Here is a 16,386-nt window from a genome sequence, read left to right as displayed (position 1 = left end):
GAATTTGACACGCAGCTTCGACGGCCTTCGCGTGCTCGATTTTTCGACCACGATCGCCGGACCTCATTGCACGCGGATGCTCGCCGACATGGGCGCCGAGGTCATCAAGATCGAGCCCGCCGAAGGTGAGACGATGCGGACGCGGCCGCCGCTGCGCAACAATTGCTCGACGGCGTTCGGCCAGCTCAATATCGGCAAGAACAGTCTGGTGCTCGACCTGAAGTCGCCTGCCGGCGTCGAGGCTGTGCGCCGGCTGATCGCGACCGCCGACGTGCTGGTGGAGAATTTCCGCCCCGGCGTGATGCGGCGGCTGAAGCTCGACTACGCCTCGATCCGCGACATTAACCCGAAGCTGATCTTCTGCTCGATCTCCGGCTACGGCCAGACCGGCCCGTCGGCGGAATTGCCGGCCTACGCGCCGGTGATCCACGCCGCCTCGGGTTACGAGATGGCGCATCTCGCCTACCAGCCGGGCCGCAGCCGGCCCGACTATTGCGGCATCTATCACGCCGACGTGTTGACCGGCGTGTACGCCTTCGGCGCGATCTCGGCGGCGCTCTACCAGCGCAGTGCCAGCGGCACGGGCCAGCATATCGATGTCTCGATGCTGGAATCGATGCTGAGCCTGACCCTGAATGAGTTGCAGTGGACGCAATTCGAGGTGAAGCAGACCCAGCGGCCGATGTTCGGCCCGATCGAAACCACCGACGGCTATGTGATGGTGGCGATCGCCAGCGAGAAGACATTCCAGAACCTGATGCAGGTGATCGGCCGGCCCGAATGGGTGTCCGATCCGCGCTTCGCCAAATATTCCGATCGGCGGGAGAACTGGGCGGGCCTGATGGAGGGCGTCGAGGCGTGGTCGCGCGCGGTCAGCACGCAGGCCTGTCTCGCCGCGCTCAACGAGTATGGCGTGCCGTCGTCGGCCTATCGCACGGTGCGAGAGGCGCTTGCCGATCCGCAAATCGCCCATCGCGGCGCGCTCGCCGAGGTCGCGGACGGCGGCGGCAGCTTCAAGGTGCTCAATCTGCCGTTTCGGATGTCCGGCGCCGCGGTCGGTGCGCGCAAGCGGATGTCGACGCTTGGCGAACACACGCTGTCCTATCTGAAGGAGATCGGCCTCTCCGACGATCAGATCGCGGGATTCGCGGCACCGAAGAGCGCGCGCAGTTAAGCCTGCGGCTTTTCATCCGTATTACGGTCTTGTCGCGCGCGGCGATTCCGGACAAGCTGCCGCCCGAATACGACGATCCGGAACACCGGACGTCGCCCACCTGGGAGGGAGCATTGATGAAGCTGGCCGGGCGCGCGCACGCGGTTGCGCGCATATTTCTTGTGGCGGGATTAGGTGCAGCAGCGTTCGCTGCACCGGCTCATGCGCAGAAGCAGGGCGGTACGCTCACCGTCGGCCAGGAACTGGACATTCCGGGCTTCGACCCGCTCAAGGTCGGCGTCTACGACACGTCGGCCAACACCGCGGCGGCCGCGATCTTCGACACGCTGACCACGCTCGACGACAAGGGCGAGCCGAAGCCGAAGCTCGCGCTATCGTGGACGCATTCCGACGACTTCAAGACCTGGACCATCAAGCTGCGGCCCGGCGTCAAATTCCACGACGGCACGCCGTTCAATGCGCAGGCGGTGAAGGAGAACTTCGACCGCCAGAAGGACCCGGCCAACAAGTGCCGTTGCGCCTTCTACATCACGAGCATCACCAGCGTGCAGGCGGTCGATGACCTGACGGTGGTCTATAATTTCAGCGACCCGTCGGTGAACTTTCCGGCGACCCAGTCGATCCAGAGCTCCAACAACGTGATGCAGTCGCCGACCGCCTGGAAGACCAAAGGCGACGATTACAATCGCAACCCGGTCGGCACGGGTCCCTACATCCTTAAATCCTGGACAGCCGGCGACCGCATGGTGCTGGAGAAGAATCCGGACTATTGGGACAAGGGCAAACCCTATCTCGACCGCATCATCCTGAAGCCGCTGCCGGATGCGCAGTCGCGGTTTGCCTCGCTGCAATCGGGTGAGGCCGACGTCATCTGGGACGATGAAGCCGACGCCGACAACATCATCAAGGCGCGCAAGGACTCGACCCTGACCGTGCACACCTATGAAGGCTCGGGCGCTTCAGTCGCCGCCTTCAACACCAAGGTCCCGCCACTCGACGACGTGCGCGTGCGCCAGGCGCTGGTGATGGCGCTCGACCGCAACAAGATGTCGCAGGCGATTACCAATGGCCTGGCGCGGCCGGCCAGCAATCCCTACGGCGACGGGTCCTGGGTGAAGTGCAAGGATGACGGCGCGTTGCCCTACGACGTCGAAAAGGCCAAGGCGCTGCTCAAGGACTACGGCAAACCGGTCGAGTTCAAGATGCTGGTCACGGCGACGCCGCGCGGCCGCACCGGCGGTCAGGTGCTGCAGCAATTCTGGAAGCGCATCGGCGCCAATATGGAGATCGAGCAGGTCGATCAGGCAACCATTCCGCCGCGCGCCTTCATGCGCCAGTTCCAGCTCACGCCATGGCGCATCGTCGATCTCGCCGATCCCGATCCGCAGATGTACGCCAATTTCCACACCGGCAGCCCGGTCGCGTTGGCGAACTACTCCAATCCGGAACTCGACCGGCTGCTGGAGCATGCGCGAACCACCGCCGATGTCGCCCAGCGTACCGAGGACTATTGCGCGATCAGCCGCCTGATCAACAAGGAGGCGATCTGGTTCTGGACCTTCCAGAACACCTACTACGCGATCTCGAGCGTGAAGGTGAAGGGCGTGCCGAAAATGTTCAACGGGGTGCTCGACGTTTCCTACGCCTGGAAGGAATAGCCTTTCATGCTGTTCTTTGTCGCGCGCAGGCTCCTGTACCTGGTACCGGTGCTGATCGCGGTCTCGGTGCTGACCTTCGTGATCGCTTCGCTGTTGCCGGGCGATCTGGCCTACGTGATCCTCGGCGACCAGGCGACGCCCGAGAACGTCGCGGCCCTGCGTCACGACTTGGGGCTCGATCAGCCGATCTGGCTGCGCTATCTCGGCTGGCTGTGGCACATCCTGCAGGGTGATTTCGGACGGTCCTTCCGCACCGGGCAGACCGTGTTGCAGGCGGTCAGCGAGCGCGTCCCGATCTCGTTCGAGCTGATGATTCTGGCCGAGCTGATCGGGCTTGCGATCGGCGTGCCGCTCGCAATCGCCTGCGCGGCCAAGGCGGGCTCCGCGTTCGATCGCTTCATGACCGGCTCGGCCTTCGCCATGCTGTCGGTGCCGACCTTCCTGTCCGCGATCCTCTTGATCTACCTGTTTGCGGTCGAGCTGCGGCTGCTGCCGGCGACCGGCTATGTGCCGTTCACCGAGGATCCGCTCGCCAATCTGCGCTTCATGGTGTTGCCGGCGCTGACGCTCGGGCTTGCGGAATGGCCGGGCATCATGCGCGTGCTGCGCTCCGACATGATCGCGGCGTTGCAGGAGGACTATATCGCGCTCGCCAAGGCCAAGGGCCTGAAGCCGTCGCGCATCCTGTTCGTGCATGCGTTGAAGCCGTCGTCGCTGACCCTCGTCACCATCACCGGCATCAATATCGGCCGGCTGATCGGCGGCGCCGTCATCGTCGAATCGATCTTCGCGTTGCCTGGGATCGGCCGGCTGCTGGTCGGCGCGATCTATACCCGCGACCTGATCATCCTGCAGGGCGTGGTGCTGCTGGTCGCCGCGGGCTTCGTGATCATGAACTTCATCGTCGACATGCTCTACGCCCTTCTCGACCCGAGGATCCGCCATGGCCACGCTTGAGCTGAGCCTCGAAGAGGAGGCGGGTGCGACGCCGGTTCGCCGCCGCCGGCTCGGCACGCTGTTCTGGATCGCGATCGGCTGGATGGTGCTGGTGTTCGCGGTCGCGATCTTTGCCGACCTGCTGCCGCTGCCGAGCCCGACCGACATGGACATGCTGGAGCGGCGGGCGCCGATCTCGGTTGAGCACTGGCTCGGCACCGACGGGCTCGGCCGCGATGAGCTGTCGCGGCTGATCTTTGGCGCACGCATCTCGCTGATCGTCGGCCTGTGCGCGCCGATGATCGGGGTCACCATCGGCGGCGCGCTCGGTATGCTCGCCGGCTATTTCCGGGGGCGCTTCGAAGCCTTCGTGGTCGGCGGCATGGATGTGCTGCTGGCGTTCCCGCCGCTGATCCTGGCGCTGGCGGTCACGGCCTATCTCGGCCAGTCGATCTTCAATCTGACCTGCATCCTCGGCGTACTCGGGATTCCCGCCTTCATGCGGGTGGCGCGGGCCGCGACCCTGTCGCTGGCGCGGCGCGAATTCGTCATCGCGGCGCAGGCGCTCGGCGCCACGCATACGCGCATCCTGCTGCGCGAGCTGCTGCCGAACGTCATGCTGCCGCTGCTCGCCTTCTTCCTGCTCGGCGTCGCAGTCACCATCGTGGTCGAGGGCTCGCTGTCGTTCCTCGGTCTCGGCGTGCCGCCGCCGATCTCGAGCTGGGGCAGCATGATCGGGGAAGGGCGCGAAAGCCTCGACGTGGCGCCGCGGCTCGCCTTCATTCCGGCGATCGGGATGTTCCTGACCGTGCTCTCCTTCAACCTGATCGGCGATACCATGCGCGCCCTGACCGACCCGAGGCAGGGTGCGCTATGAGCGGTGCGTTGCTTTCGGTCGAGAATGCGGTGGTCGATCTGCCGACGCCGCGCGGCAATCTGCGGGCGGTGGATCATGTCGATCTCGAAGTCGGCGCCGGCAAGACGCTCGGCATCGTCGGCGAGTCCGGTTGCGGCAAGACCATGCTGTCGCGCGCAATCCTGCAGCTGCTGCCCAAAAAAGCGAAACTGTCCGGCCGCGTGATGTTCGACGGGCAGGATCTGACAAGGCTGTCGGCGGAGAAATTGCGCAAGCTGCGCGGCCGCTCGCTCGCGGTCGTGTTCCAGGATCCCATGACCTCGCTCAATCCGGTGCTGACCATCGGCACCCAGCTGATCGAGACCATCGTCGAACATCTCGAACTCGATCTGGCCCAGGCCAGGCAGCGCAGCGTCGAACTCTTGGCAGCGGTCGGCATTCCCGCGCCCGAGCAGCGCCTGACGCAGTATCCGCACCAGCTCTCCGGCGGCATGCGCCAGCGCGTCGCGATCGCGGTGGCGCTGTCCTGCGAGCCGCAGCTTTTGATCGCCGACGAGCCGACCACCGCGCTGGACGTCACGATCCAGGCCCAGATCCTCGATCTGCTGGCGCGCGAGCAGCAGCGCCGCCACATGGCGATGATCATCATCACGCATGATCTCGGCGTGGTCGCCGGCCGCACCGACGAGGTCGCGGTGATGTATGCGGGACGCGTCGTCGAGCGCGCGCCGACGCCGGCCTTGTTCAAGCAGATGCGGATGCCCTACACCGAGGCGCTGCTCGCCGCGCTGCCGAAGCTCGACGTGCCGCCGCACACGCCGCTGCCGGCGATTTCGGGACGGCCGCCCGATCCGACCCGGCCGCTCAAGGGCTGCTCGTTCTCGCCGCGCTGCCGCTATTCCGCGGGTCGCTGCAGCACGGAGAAGCCGCGGCTCAGCCCGGCGGAGACACTGGAGCATCTTTACGCCTGCTTCCATCCGATCGCGGCGGGAGGCGGCGCATGATGCTGCAGGCTGCACCCAATCCGCTGATGAAAGTGGAAAACCTCGTCGTCGAATATTCGGTAGGAGGCAAGACCATCCATGCCGTCTCAGACGTCAGCCTCGAGATCGCGCGCGGCGAGACGCTGGGGCTGGTCGGCGAATCCGGCTGCGGCAAGTCCACGCTCGGCCGTGCCGTGCTGCAATTGCGCCAGGCCGTCTCCGGCAAGGTGCTGTTCGACGGCCACGATCTCACCACGCTGAAGGGCGAGCCGCTGCGCAAGATGCGCCGGCGCGTGCAGCTGATCTTTCAGGACCCGATCGCCTCGCTCAATCCGCGGCGGCGGATCGGCGATATCGTCGCCGAGCCGCTGGTGATCGCGGGCGTCAAGGATCCCGAGGAGCGCAAGCGGCGCGTCAGCGAGGTGCTATCGGCGGTCGGCCTCGATCCGGCGCTGGTGAGCGGCCGCCTGCCGCATGAATTCTCCGGCGGACAGTGCCAACGCATCTGCATCGCGCGCTCGCTGGTGCTCAATCCGGAATTCGTGATCTGCGACGAGCCGGTATCCGCGCTCGACGTCTCGATCCGTGCCCAGATCCTCAATCTGCTGGAGGAGATGAAGGCGCGCTACGGCCTGACCCTGCTGTTCATCGCCCATGACCTCGCGGTGGTGAAGGCGGTCTCGGATCGCGTCGCGGTGATGTATCTCGGCCGGCTCTGCGAGGTCGGTCCGTCGGAACAGCTGTTCGCGCGCCCCGCGCATCCCTATACCGCGCTGCTGATCGAAGCGATCCCGGTGCCGGATCCGGATGTCCGCCCGACCCAGAGCGTGCCGGTCGGCGAGCCGCCGTCGCCGATCGCGCCGCCCTCCGGCTGCCGCTTCCGTACCCGCTGCCCGCGGGCCGATGCGCGCTGTTCGAGCGAGGTGCCGGAATTGCGCCTGGTTGCGTCCGGCCAGTTCGCGGCGTGCCATCATCCGCTGGTCTGAACAGGGCTCTGTCTGAAATAGGTCCCTGGCCCTCGATCGAGCCGCATGGCGGCTTGCGCGAAATGGGGTCATCAGCGTTTGTCCCGCGCGGGCAGGCGTGGCAAGGTCCGCCGCAAGAACAAGCTTCGGGAGAACAGCGATGAAGAGTTTCCAGGTCGTCGATTTCAACGCCCCCTTGAAAGAGGTCGATCAGCCGACGCCGCAGCCGTCCGGCACGCAGGTGCTGATCAAGGTGAAGGCCGCCGGCGTCTGCCACAGTGACCTGCACATCTGGGAGGGCGGCTACGATCTCGGCCATGGCCGCAAGCCGCTGTCGCTGAAGGATCGCGGCGTCTCGCTGCCGCGCACGATGGGCCACGAGACGGTTGGCGAGATCGTCGCCTTCGGGCCCGACGTCAAGGACGCCGACAAGGGCGGCCTCAAGGTCGGCGACGTCGCGCTGGCCTATCCCTGGCTCGGTTGCGGCAAATGCCCGACCTGCCTCGGCGGCGACGAGAACATGTGCGCGATCAAGCCGAATGCGCTCGGCGTCTATTGCGACGGCGGCTACGCCGATCACATGACGGTGCCGCACCCGAAATATCTGCTGAACCTGCAAGGGCTCGATCCCGTCACCGCCGCGCCTTACGCCTGCTCAGGCGTCACGACCTACAGCGCGCTGAAGAAGGTCGAGAACGATCTCGACACGCCGATCGTGATCTTCGGCGCCGGCGGTCTCGGCCTGATGGCGCTGTCGCTGCTGAAGGCGATGGGCGGCAAGGGTGCGATCGTGGTCGATATCGACGCCAGGAAGCGCGAGGCGGCCGAGGCCGCCGGTGCGCTCGCGACCGTCGACGGCAAGGCGCCCGATGCGCTGGAGCAACTCATCAAGAAGGCCGGCCAGCCGATCCGCGCCGCGATCGACCTGGTCGGCAACGCCCAGACCTCGCAGCTCGGCTTCGACTGCCTGACCAAGGGCGGCAAGCTCGTGATCGTCGGCCTGTTCGGCGGCGGCGCGACCTGGGCGCTGCCGCTGATCCCGATCAAGGCGGTCACCATCCAGGGCAGCTATGTCGGCAATCTGCGCGAGACGCAGGAACTGCTCGACCTGGTGCGGACCAAGAAGATCCCGGCGATCCCGGTGACGCCGATGCCGCTCGCCAAGGCGAACGAGGCGCTGACCAACCTGCAAAAGGGCCAGCTCGTCGGACGCGCGGTGCTGACGCCGTAAGGCGGTTCGGCCCATCCGTCATTGCGAGGAGCTCGTGACAAAATTGCAAAGCAATTTTGCACTGACGCGACGAAGCAATCCATATCTCCGCAGCAGCGGCATGGATTGCTTCGCTTCGCTCGCAATGACGGGCACAATGTTTCCTGCCGATTCCGGAGATTTCCATGTCCGCCAACAACGCACTCCACATCGCAGTCCTCGGCGGCGACGGCATCGGCCCCGAGGTGATGGCGCCGGCGCTCGACGTGCTGCGCAAGATCGAAGCGACCACGGATCTCAAATTCCGTTTCACCGAGGCCCCGGCCGGTGCCGGCCACTACAAGGAGACCGGCAAGTCGATGCCGGAGAGCACGATCCGGCTGTGCGAGGAGGCCGACGCGATCCTGCTCGGCGCCTGCGGCCTGCCGTCGGTGCGCTATCCCGACAACACCGAGATCGCGCCGCAGATCGAACTGCGCATGATCTTCGATCTCTATGCCGGAGTACGGCCGGCGCGATTGATCCCGGGCGTCAGCAGCACGATCGTCGGCGCCGACCAGAAGGGCATCGACCTCGTCGTGATCAGGGAATCGACCGAGGGCCTGTTCGCTTCGATGGGCAAGGGCGTCGTCACCGACCGCGAGGCGCGCGAGACCATGGTGATCACACGTCACACCTCGGAGCGGCTGTTCGAATTCTCGTTCCGGCTTGCCGAACGCCGCAAGGCGCGCGGCAGGGCCAATGGCGGGCTGACCTGCGTCGACAAGGCGAACGTGTTCAAGGCGTTCGCATTCTTCCGCAACATCTTCGACGAGACCGCGAAGCGCCATCCTGAGGTCAGGGCCGACCATCTCTACATCGACGCGACCGCGGCCGCGCTGGTGAAGCGTCCCTGGGATTTTGACGTCATGGTGACCGAGAACATGTTCGGCGACATCCTGTCCGATCTCACCGCCGGCCTGATCGGCGGCATGGGCATGGCGCCGTCGGCCGATATCGGTGATCGCTATGCGGTGTTTCAGCCGTGTCACGGCACCGCGCCCGACATCATGGGGCAGGGCAAGGCCAACCCGACCGCGATGATCCTGTCGACGGCGATGATGCTGGACTGGTTCGCCGACAAGCACGGTCTCGAAGGCGCTGCCGAAGCCGGAGAGCGGATCGAGCGCGCGGTCGACAAGGTCTATGCCGGCGGCATCAAGCCGTTCGAGTTCGGCGGCAGCAACGGCACCGCCGATGTCGCGAAGGCCGTGCTGGCGGCGCTTTAGGCGACGCGGTCGGACTGCGTCACCGCGAGGAGGTCGCGAAAGGGATCACTGCCAGGCATTCGCAGTGAGCCGTTCGGGCCGGCTGACTTCGCCGAGGAATCCCCCGTTGTGTGCCAGCATCGTGTAGCCTGCCGGCGCGTATAAATCCTCGAGAACGAGCAGTTGCTGGCGTTTGGGCAATCTGGCGTAGACCTCTTCGAGATCAGGCGAATTGAGCTTGCTTCGCGGATCGGTGCGCGCGACCGGCATTGCAAAGCGGGCGTCGAGCCTCGATTCCACCAACAGGCCATTGCGCTCCAACGTGAAGCCGTAAGGCACGCACGCCGCAAGACTGTTCGAAACCAATTTCCCGATGGTCTCGAGCGTGTACAGAACCTCGTAGTGGTTGATATAGGCGTCGACGATCATGGGATCGACGTCGGTCGGATCTTGAACCGCCCATCCGTACGGGAAGTCGGTGAATCCGAGGCGTTTTGCCGATTCGATCTTCTGCCCCACTTGGTCCTGGCCGTGCAGGTGACCGAGCAGCCGCTTCCTGCGCAATCGCTCTCCAGAGCCGTATTCCCCGTACACGTAAAAGATGAGCACGCCGCGGCTGGTGAGGAGGCGGGACAGCCGCTCGATCGCTTCGGCGGGACGTTGCAGATGATGCAGCACGCCCATGCACAGGATCACATCGAATGGTCCGCCTTGCGGGTCCGCGGCCATGATATCTCCGACCCGGAACGAAACCGGCGCAGCGGGGAATGCTTGCTTGGCGCGCTCCGCGCAGGCAATCGAGTTTTCCGAATAGTCGATCCCGACATAGTCGTTGTCAGGAAATGCCGCGGCGAGCTCCAGCAACCGCAAGCCGGTGCCGGTGCCCGCATCGAGAATTCGCCTTCGCTGCAGGTGGTACCCGCAATCCAGACGCAGCAACTTCATGAGATTGACCAGCTCCCGGTAGCCGCCATTGCTTGACGTATTGGTGGGGTAGGGAAATGCCTCGTATTGGCGCTTGAGCATATCGACGGACGTCATGGTCAACTTCCCTTTCACAGAAGCGCGCAACCGTTGCGATGCAGCGAGCGGTCGCCCCGCCGGCTACGGCAGTAGCGTCGTATCGCCGTCCATCGGGCCGGCGTACCAGCCGTTGCCATCGGCGAGGAACCGGCCGAGGGGCTCGTCTCCGGTCCGGTAGATCAGCGGATCGGTCGGATAGGTCCTGACATAAGGCCTCCAGCGCATCAGGATCCGCCGCACATGCGCGGGCAGTCCCACCACCTCGAAGAAGTCGTCGCCGGCGGCGACGGCGTTGGCGTAGGCCGCCTCGAGCAGCGCCTCGGTCACCGCCGGATCGTCCTGTTCCGCCAGGATGTCGGCCAGCATCGCGCGGCGCAGGCCGGTCTTGCGGTCGGTCGAATGCTCCAGGATGGCGTAGCCTGCCAGACGACCGGCCCGGCGGCAGCGCAGCACGGCGGCGCGCGATGTGCCGCCGGGGATGGTGAAGTGCCAGCGCAGCGAAGCGGCGCCGCGGTCCGCCATCAGCCGCGGTTCCTCGGCGAGCTTGCGCCGCCACAGATCCTCGAACTCGTCGCCGATCTCGTTGACGTCGATTGCGGCGACGTCAAACCCGTCATCGCGCGGTCCTCCGGAAGATCGTCCGGGCCCGCGGCGCAGTCCCATGTCGGCCCGCAGAACCGTCGCGCCGAGCGCGCTCGCGATCGCGGCGGTTCCGCCCGAAAGGCGAAGCTTCGACGCCAGCGTCTGCGCAAACCGAGGCGGGTCCAGCACCCAGAACAGCACCTTGGCGAAGTCGGGCTGCGCCAGCGTCCGCCCCTGCAGCGCCTTCGACAGCTTGACGGCGGATTCGATTGCGAACGTCACGAAGGCGAGATCGACGCCGGGCTGCCGGAAGAACGCGGTCAGAAGCCCGATGCCGCGTGCGCGGTAGGCCGGATCGATGGCGAGGCCGGTGCCGACCGCGCCAACCAGCGTACGGTCTCCGAGCCGGTAGAGCAGCGGCAGGCTGCCCTGATAGCCGACGATGCCCGCCTCGGTCTCGAGCACCCAGCCCATGCCGGGCTGCGACCCGGTCGCCGCCAGCACCGGGTTCTGCCGCCACAGCCGGTGCCAGTTCTCCGGGTTGTCCTTCGGCAGGCCGTAGCGCTCCTTCAGGTCTGCGACGGCCTCGAAGTCCGAGAACCGCACTTCGCGCTGCCTCGCCGGAGACAACGGCCTGGCAAGCAGGTCCGGCTCGACGTGGCTGGCCACCGGCTCCGGCCGCGGCTTCAGCAACGGAAGCAGGACGTCGGTGACGTGGCTCTTGGCGTACGTCATGACGGATGCGGCCTCAATTGGGCCGAGACGAACTGGCACAGCGCGCCGATCAGCGTCATCTGTTCCGGGTCGAGGTTCTCGAAATCGATCTCCCGGTCGAAGTGCTCGCCGGCCGCCATCATCATCTCGACGAAGCCCAGCGAATCCAGCGCACCCGACAGCAGCAAATCATAGTCGTCGGGGAGATCGCGCAGCGGACGCTGTCCGCGGTCTTCCAGCTTGCGGTTGAGGAAGGCGCCGAAGAACGAGCGGACGTCGTCCGGGGTCGGACCATTCATTGACTGTCTCCCATCACCGCGGGCATGGCCTTGCGGTCGTATTTGCCGTTGGCGTTGCGGGGCAACCGGCTGCGGACGTGCCATCGTCGGGGCACCATGTAGTCCGGCAGCCGGGCGGCGACCGCTGCGCGAAGCGCGTCGAGATCCACCGGGCCGCCTTCGATCAGCACTTCGATGCCGCCATAGCCGCTCGCCGTGATGGGCCAGCCGATCGCCACCACGCCGTCGACGCCGGAGGCCTCGCGCACCACTGCCTCGACCTCGCCGAGCTCCACCCGGTGGCCGAGGACCTTCACCTGGGAATCCATGCGGCCGAGATGGGTGAGGGGGCTATCGCCGGTGGGCCGGCGCACCCGATCGCCGGTGCGGTAGAACACCTCCGTCCGTCCCGGCGGCACGACAAAGGCCGCTGCGGTCTTTGCGGGATCCTTCCAATAGCCGAGCGACATCTGCGGACCGCTCATCAGCAGTTCACCGTCCGCGCCCGGCCCAACCTCGTCCAGCTGCTCGTCGACGACGAGCACGTTCATGCCCGGGAATGGCGCGCCGATCGGCACGATACCCATCTCCGACTCGGCCGACGCATGCTTCGGTTCCCATCGGTAGCCGGTGCACGCGATGGTCAGCTCGGTGGGGCCGTAGATGTTCTCCACGACGCTGTTCGGCGCGGCCACCGTCCAGGCCTCGACGCTGCTGATCGGCAGCGGCTCGCCGCAGAACAGGCTCAGCCTCAGCGAGGGAAACCCTCCCGGCTTCAGCAGACCGCACTGCTTCATCAGCGCCACCATCGAGGGCACCGAGAACCAGACCGTCAGCCCTTGCTCGCGGATGAACCGGCCCGGATTGAGCAGCGTCTTCTGCGAGGGGCAGCACACGCACGCGCCGCGCTCCCACGCCACGAACATGTCGGACGCCGACAGGTCGAACGTCATGTCGAAGGTCTGCGAGACGATATCCTGTTCCGTGATGGCGAAGCGCTCCACGGCATGATCGACATAGGCCGTGACGTTGCGGTGCGCGACCATCACGCCTTTCGGGACTCCGGTGCTGCCGGACGTGAACAGCAGATAGGCGATCGCGTCCCGGCACGCGTCCGGCTCGCGCCAGTCGGCGTAGGCTTCGAGATCGGCGGCCCCGACCACGGCGTGCCGAGGCCATCGTTCGCGATAGGGGCGCGGGTCCTCGAGACCGGGCGCGATCACGAGCAGTGGTTCGTCCACGCCCTCCATGAGCGCGTCCATCTGCGGCAGGGATTCCGCGTCGACGATGATCGAGCGGCATTCCGACCGGACCAACATCGACCTGCTGCGTTCGACCGGGAACGTGCGGTTCAGCGGCACGTAGCCGTGTCCGGCCAGCAGCGATCCGAGTACGCCGGCAAATGCGGTCGTGCTGCGATGCGCGAACACCGCGGTGAGAGGCGTCCATGATGCTTCGCGATGGGCCTGGATGCAGGCCGCGACGCGCACGGCAATCGCGCGAAGCTGCCGGTACGACAGCGATCCGCCCTGCGCCACGACGGCAGGACGGTCGGGAAACAGCGTCGCCGAGCGCAGGAAGCCCGTCCACAACCCCCGCCGTGATCCGTCCGCGCGCAACTCCATCGACCGATCCTCGTCTGGCCTAGCCTGCAAGGCCCGGACGCGCCGGATCGCGAAGCGCGAACGACTTCAGACGCCGGGCCTTCGTCAGCGCCAACCGGAAGACCTCGCCCGTATGGATCAGTTCCTCGCGGCTGGGCGGGATGTCCAGGATGAACGTTTCGTAGCCGACCGCGCCGTAGCGTGCGAGCTCGTCGGAGACGACCTCGTAGTCGCCGACCAGATACGGGCAGAACGTCTTGTAGTTCTCGAACGGCACCAGCCAATAGGGCGTGTCCTGCGCGGCCGTCTCGGCCGCGAGATCGGACATCTGCTTGTGCCACGCCGAATCCGAGACCTTCATGGCGAGCTTGTGCGCCAGCTGCCCCTTCCTGTCGGTCGGGAAGCGCGCATGCGCGACCTGCCAGGCCTCCTCGGCGCTGGCGCGGGCGATGATGCCGACGCGGATGCCCGAGCCGGTGCAGTCGGCGGCATCCGCCTGGCCGTACTCCGCGGCCGGCTTCGGATATCTCACCGGCGTCGCGCCGAGCGCCTTGGCGGCCGCGAGCCCTGCTTCCGAGGAGCCCGACACGAACACGCCGGGCTGCAGCTCCGGCGGCAGCTGTGGCGTCATCCTGAGATTGCGGATGACGTGGGATTCCCCTTCGAATGTCACCGGCTCGGTGTTCTCGAGCAGCAGCTTGATGATGCCGGTGTACTCGACGAGCCTGGCGTATCGCTTGTCGTGCGGCGTCGCATCGCCGAGCGCCGCAAGCTCGGTCGTATACCCGCCCGCGACCATGTTCAGATAGAGCCGGCGTCCGTACATATGCGCGAGCGAACTCACCATCTTGGCGACGCTGTATGGATGCATGTAGACCGGCTGCACTGCGACCAGCGGACAGAGCTCCCTGGTGCTCTGCAGGATGACCTGCGAGACCAGCCAGGGATCGACCAGCGAATTCTCGGTATAGACCAGGATCCCCTTGCAGCCCGCCTCTTCACTCCAGCGGGCGACGGCCTGCACCCGTTCGACATAGTCCGCGGCTGGGACTGCGCTGGATTGCGGGCACGTACTGAAGACTTCGAACCGAACATCGGACAGCGCGTCCATCGTCCACCTCCATGTGAAAGGCGTCCGAACGCCGTGATTTGGCGGAAAACCGTGTCACGGTAGCAGATGCGTTCGGCAGCTCACCCGGCGCAAAGGTGGTACTCCGTCAAGCGGATGGGGATCGATGCGCCGCCGACTATTCCGGGGCGGCGGCACTGCGCTTTTGCGGACCTTGATTTCCCCGGTCTGTCTGCAACGATGCTGCGGAACCTGCTCGAATTTCCCTTGAGCGTGATCCGTCCAGGGGTTGTTGAATATGGCGAATGTAATAGGCATCAGTGGATTCGAGAGCTCGATCCCGTTCAAGAAGACGCACTGGCCGGGTTTGGAAGAACGCGAATACCGGATCTCCCAGGGCCACGATTCCGCGGCGGTGCTGGTGGTCGACGGCAGGATCGTCGCCGGCGCCGCCGAAGAGCGTTTCAACCGCAGGAAACATAGCGGCGACTTCCCGATCGGCGCGATCAATTACTGCCTGGAAAGCGCCGGTCTGAAGCCGGCCGACATCGACGCGATCTCCCACGGCTTCGACTATTCGCCCTACAAAGCCGCGTTCATGCTGGATCCGACCTCCGCGCGACAATACCGGGAAGTGTTCTCGCGCGAAAAACTGCTCTCGCAGGTCGATCAGCACCTGCCCGGATTTCCCGCCGGCAAGGTTCATCACGTCAACCATCATCTGTCCCACGCCGCCAGCGCCTACTACACCTCCGGATGGGACGAATGCCTGGTGGTGGTGCTCGACGGCATGGGCGAGGTCCACGCCGTCACCGTCTATCACGCGCACGACAACGCGCTCGACAAGCTCGCCGAAATCACCGCCCAGGATTCGATCGGCATCCTCTATTCGACCCTGACGCTGCATCTCGGCTTCGATTTCAATTCCGACGAATACAAGATCATGGGGCTCGCTCCCTACGGCGACCCCGCCCGCCACCGTCGCTTCTTCGAGCGGACCGTGGAGCTGCGCGACGACGGCCTGATCAGGATTCCTCTGCTCCGCCTCAACACCGATCGCCGCGATCGCGAGACCTATGGCGCGACGCGACGCCATCTCGACGATAATCTGATCCCGGCCCGCGCGCCCGATCGCGACGTCACCGACAACCATCGCGACGTCGCCGCGGCGTTGCAGGAATGCCTCGACAGGGTCATGCTTCACATCTGCGGCCATTTCGGCCGCAGCACCGGGCTGCGCAGGCTCGCGATGGCGGGCGGCGTCGCGCTCAACTGCACCGCCAACGGCCGCCTGCTCCAGTCCGGCCTGTTCGACGACATCTACATTCAACCGGCCGCCGGCGATGACGGCTCCGCGCTCGGCGCTGCGCTCTGGTCGGCATCGCGCGACGGCGGCGTGGAGAACGTCAGGATGCCGGTCCCGTTTCTCGGCCCCGCGCACGCCCAGACCGAGATCGACCGGGCGCTCGCCGACACCGCCGGACCCATCGAGATCACGCGCTTTGCGGATCTCGAGCAGACCTGCGCGGTGGCGGCCAGGCTGATCGCGGCCGGACGCGTGCTCGGCTGGTACCGCGGACGCATGGAATTCGGCCCCCGCGCGCTGGGACACCGCAGCATCCTGGCCGATCCCGGTCATCCCGACATGCGTGACCGCATCAATGCGATGGTCAAGATGCGCGAAGCCTTCCGCCCGTTCGCGCCGGCGGTCAGTCTCGAGCAGGTGCAGGACTGGTTCGAGGTGCCGAAGGGTCTCGCGCTTCCCTACATGATCATGACCGCCGACGTGCGCCCCGAGCATCGCACAGCGTTGCCGGCGATCACCCATGTCAACGGCTCGGCCCGCGTGCAGACGGTCGACGTCCGCGACAATCCGGAATTCCACACGCTGCTGCGCGCCGTCGGCCGGGTGACGGGCCGCGAAATGGTGCTGAATACGAGCTTCAACGTGAAGGGTCAGCCGATCGTCAACACTCCGCGGGAGGCGATCGATACCTTCCTCGGCACCGGTATCGAGTATCTCTTCCTCGATAATTTGCTGGTCCGCCGCTTGGGCGAAAAAGGGTGAGGGGGCCGAAGCCCCCTCG

At 65.9% G+C, this 16,386-nt stretch carries 14 protein-coding genes; 9 read left to right on the top strand and 5 right to left on the bottom strand.

Going from position 1 to position 16,386, the window contains the following annotated elements; translation table 11 throughout:
* Positions 1–4 precede the first annotated feature (4 nt).
* The 8 genes from BRSPCE3_RS06005 to BRSPCE3_RS05970 all read left to right on the top strand — a co-directional run bounded on the left by BRSPCE3_RS06005 (position 5) and on the right by BRSPCE3_RS05970 (position 9,050).
* Positions 5–1,174, top strand: a complete 1,170-nt coding sequence (locus tag BRSPCE3_RS06005; protein ID WP_244064848.1) for a CaiB/BaiF CoA-transferase family protein — start codon at positions 5–7, stop codon at positions 1,172–1,174.
* Positions 1,175–1,290: 116 nt separating this feature from the next.
* Positions 1,291–2,832, top strand: a complete 1,542-nt coding sequence (locus BRSPCE3_RS06000; protein WP_244064847.1) for an ABC transporter substrate-binding protein — start codon at positions 1,291–1,293, stop codon at positions 2,830–2,832.
* A gap of 6 nt (positions 2,833–2,838) precedes the next feature.
* A complete protein-coding gene (locus BRSPCE3_RS05995; protein WP_244064845.1) occupies positions 2,839–3,789 on the top strand; it encodes an ABC transporter permease in 951 nt (316 codons plus the stop codon).
* Positions 3,776–4,645 carry an ABC transporter permease gene (locus tag BRSPCE3_RS05990; protein WP_244064843.1) on the top strand — a complete coding sequence of 290 codons (870 nt, stop codon included), beginning with the start codon at positions 3,776–3,778 and terminating at the stop codon, positions 4,643–4,645. The genes BRSPCE3_RS05995 and BRSPCE3_RS05990 overlap by 14 nt, the downstream gene beginning before the upstream one ends.
* A complete protein-coding gene (locus BRSPCE3_RS05985) occupies positions 4,642–5,628 on the top strand; it encodes an ABC transporter ATP-binding protein (protein ID WP_244064842.1) in 987 nt (328 codons plus the stop codon). Before BRSPCE3_RS05990 ends, BRSPCE3_RS05985 begins: the two co-directional genes overlap by 4 nt.
* On the top strand, positions 5,625–6,593 hold the full coding sequence (locus BRSPCE3_RS05980) for an ABC transporter ATP-binding protein (protein ID WP_244064840.1): 969 nt from the start codon (positions 5,625–5,627) through the stop codon (positions 6,591–6,593). The genes BRSPCE3_RS05985 and BRSPCE3_RS05980 overlap by 4 nt, the downstream gene beginning before the upstream one ends.
* A gap of 139 nt (positions 6,594–6,732) precedes the next feature.
* Positions 6,733–7,803 (top strand): alcohol dehydrogenase, encoded by a 1,071-nt coding sequence (locus BRSPCE3_RS05975; RefSeq protein ID WP_244064838.1) that lies wholly within the window; start codon positions 6,733–6,735, stop codon positions 7,801–7,803.
* Positions 7,804–7,967: 164 nt separating this feature from the next.
* Entirely contained in the window at positions 7,968–9,050 is a 1,083-nt protein-coding gene (locus BRSPCE3_RS05970) for an isocitrate/isopropylmalate dehydrogenase family protein (RefSeq protein ID WP_244064836.1), read from the top strand.
* 45 nt (positions 9,051–9,095) lie between these two features.
* On the opposite strand, the gene BRSPCE3_RS05965 is transcribed toward BRSPCE3_RS05970, so the two are convergent.
* From BRSPCE3_RS05965 to BRSPCE3_RS05945, 5 genes are all read right to left on the bottom strand, one after another.
* The gene (locus BRSPCE3_RS05965; RefSeq protein WP_244064834.1) at positions 9,096–10,070 is read right to left on the bottom strand and encodes a bifunctional 2-polyprenyl-6-hydroxyphenol methylase/3-demethylubiquinol 3-O-methyltransferase UbiG; all 975 of its coding nucleotides are present in this window, start codon (positions 10,068–10,070) and stop codon (positions 9,096–9,098) included.
* 63 nt (positions 10,071–10,133) lie between these two features.
* A complete protein-coding gene (locus BRSPCE3_RS05960) occupies positions 10,134–11,369 on the bottom strand; it encodes a GNAT family N-acetyltransferase (RefSeq protein ID WP_244064831.1) in 1,236 nt (411 codons plus the stop codon).
* On the bottom strand, positions 11,366–11,647 hold the full coding sequence (locus BRSPCE3_RS05955; protein ID WP_244064829.1) for an acyl carrier protein: 282 nt from the start codon (positions 11,645–11,647) through the stop codon (positions 11,366–11,368). The genes BRSPCE3_RS05960 and BRSPCE3_RS05955 overlap by 4 nt, the downstream gene beginning before the upstream one ends.
* The gene (locus tag BRSPCE3_RS05950) at positions 11,644–13,251 is read right to left on the bottom strand and encodes an amino acid adenylation domain-containing protein (RefSeq protein ID WP_244064828.1); all 1,608 of its coding nucleotides are present in this window, start codon (positions 13,249–13,251) and stop codon (positions 11,644–11,646) included. The genes BRSPCE3_RS05955 and BRSPCE3_RS05950 overlap by 4 nt, the downstream gene beginning before the upstream one ends.
* Before the next feature lie 19 nt (positions 13,252–13,270).
* The gene (locus tag BRSPCE3_RS05945; protein ID WP_244064826.1) at positions 13,271–14,341 is read right to left on the bottom strand and encodes an LLM class flavin-dependent oxidoreductase; all 1,071 of its coding nucleotides are present in this window, start codon (positions 14,339–14,341) and stop codon (positions 13,271–13,273) included.
* A gap of 256 nt (positions 14,342–14,597) precedes the next feature.
* Between BRSPCE3_RS05945 and BRSPCE3_RS05940 the strand changes: the two genes are divergently transcribed.
* Positions 14,598–16,367 (top strand): carbamoyltransferase C-terminal domain-containing protein, encoded by a 1,770-nt coding sequence (locus BRSPCE3_RS05940; RefSeq protein ID WP_244064824.1) that lies wholly within the window; start codon positions 14,598–14,600, stop codon positions 16,365–16,367.
* Positions 16,368–16,386: the final 19 nt, after the last annotated feature.

Source organism: Bradyrhizobium sp. Ce-3 (assembly GCF_022835695.1).
Taxonomy (GTDB): domain Bacteria; phylum Pseudomonadota; class Alphaproteobacteria; order Rhizobiales; family Xanthobacteraceae; genus Bradyrhizobium.
Note: the sequence above shows the minus strand (reverse complement) of the source record. Positions and strands in the feature narration are given on the sequence as shown.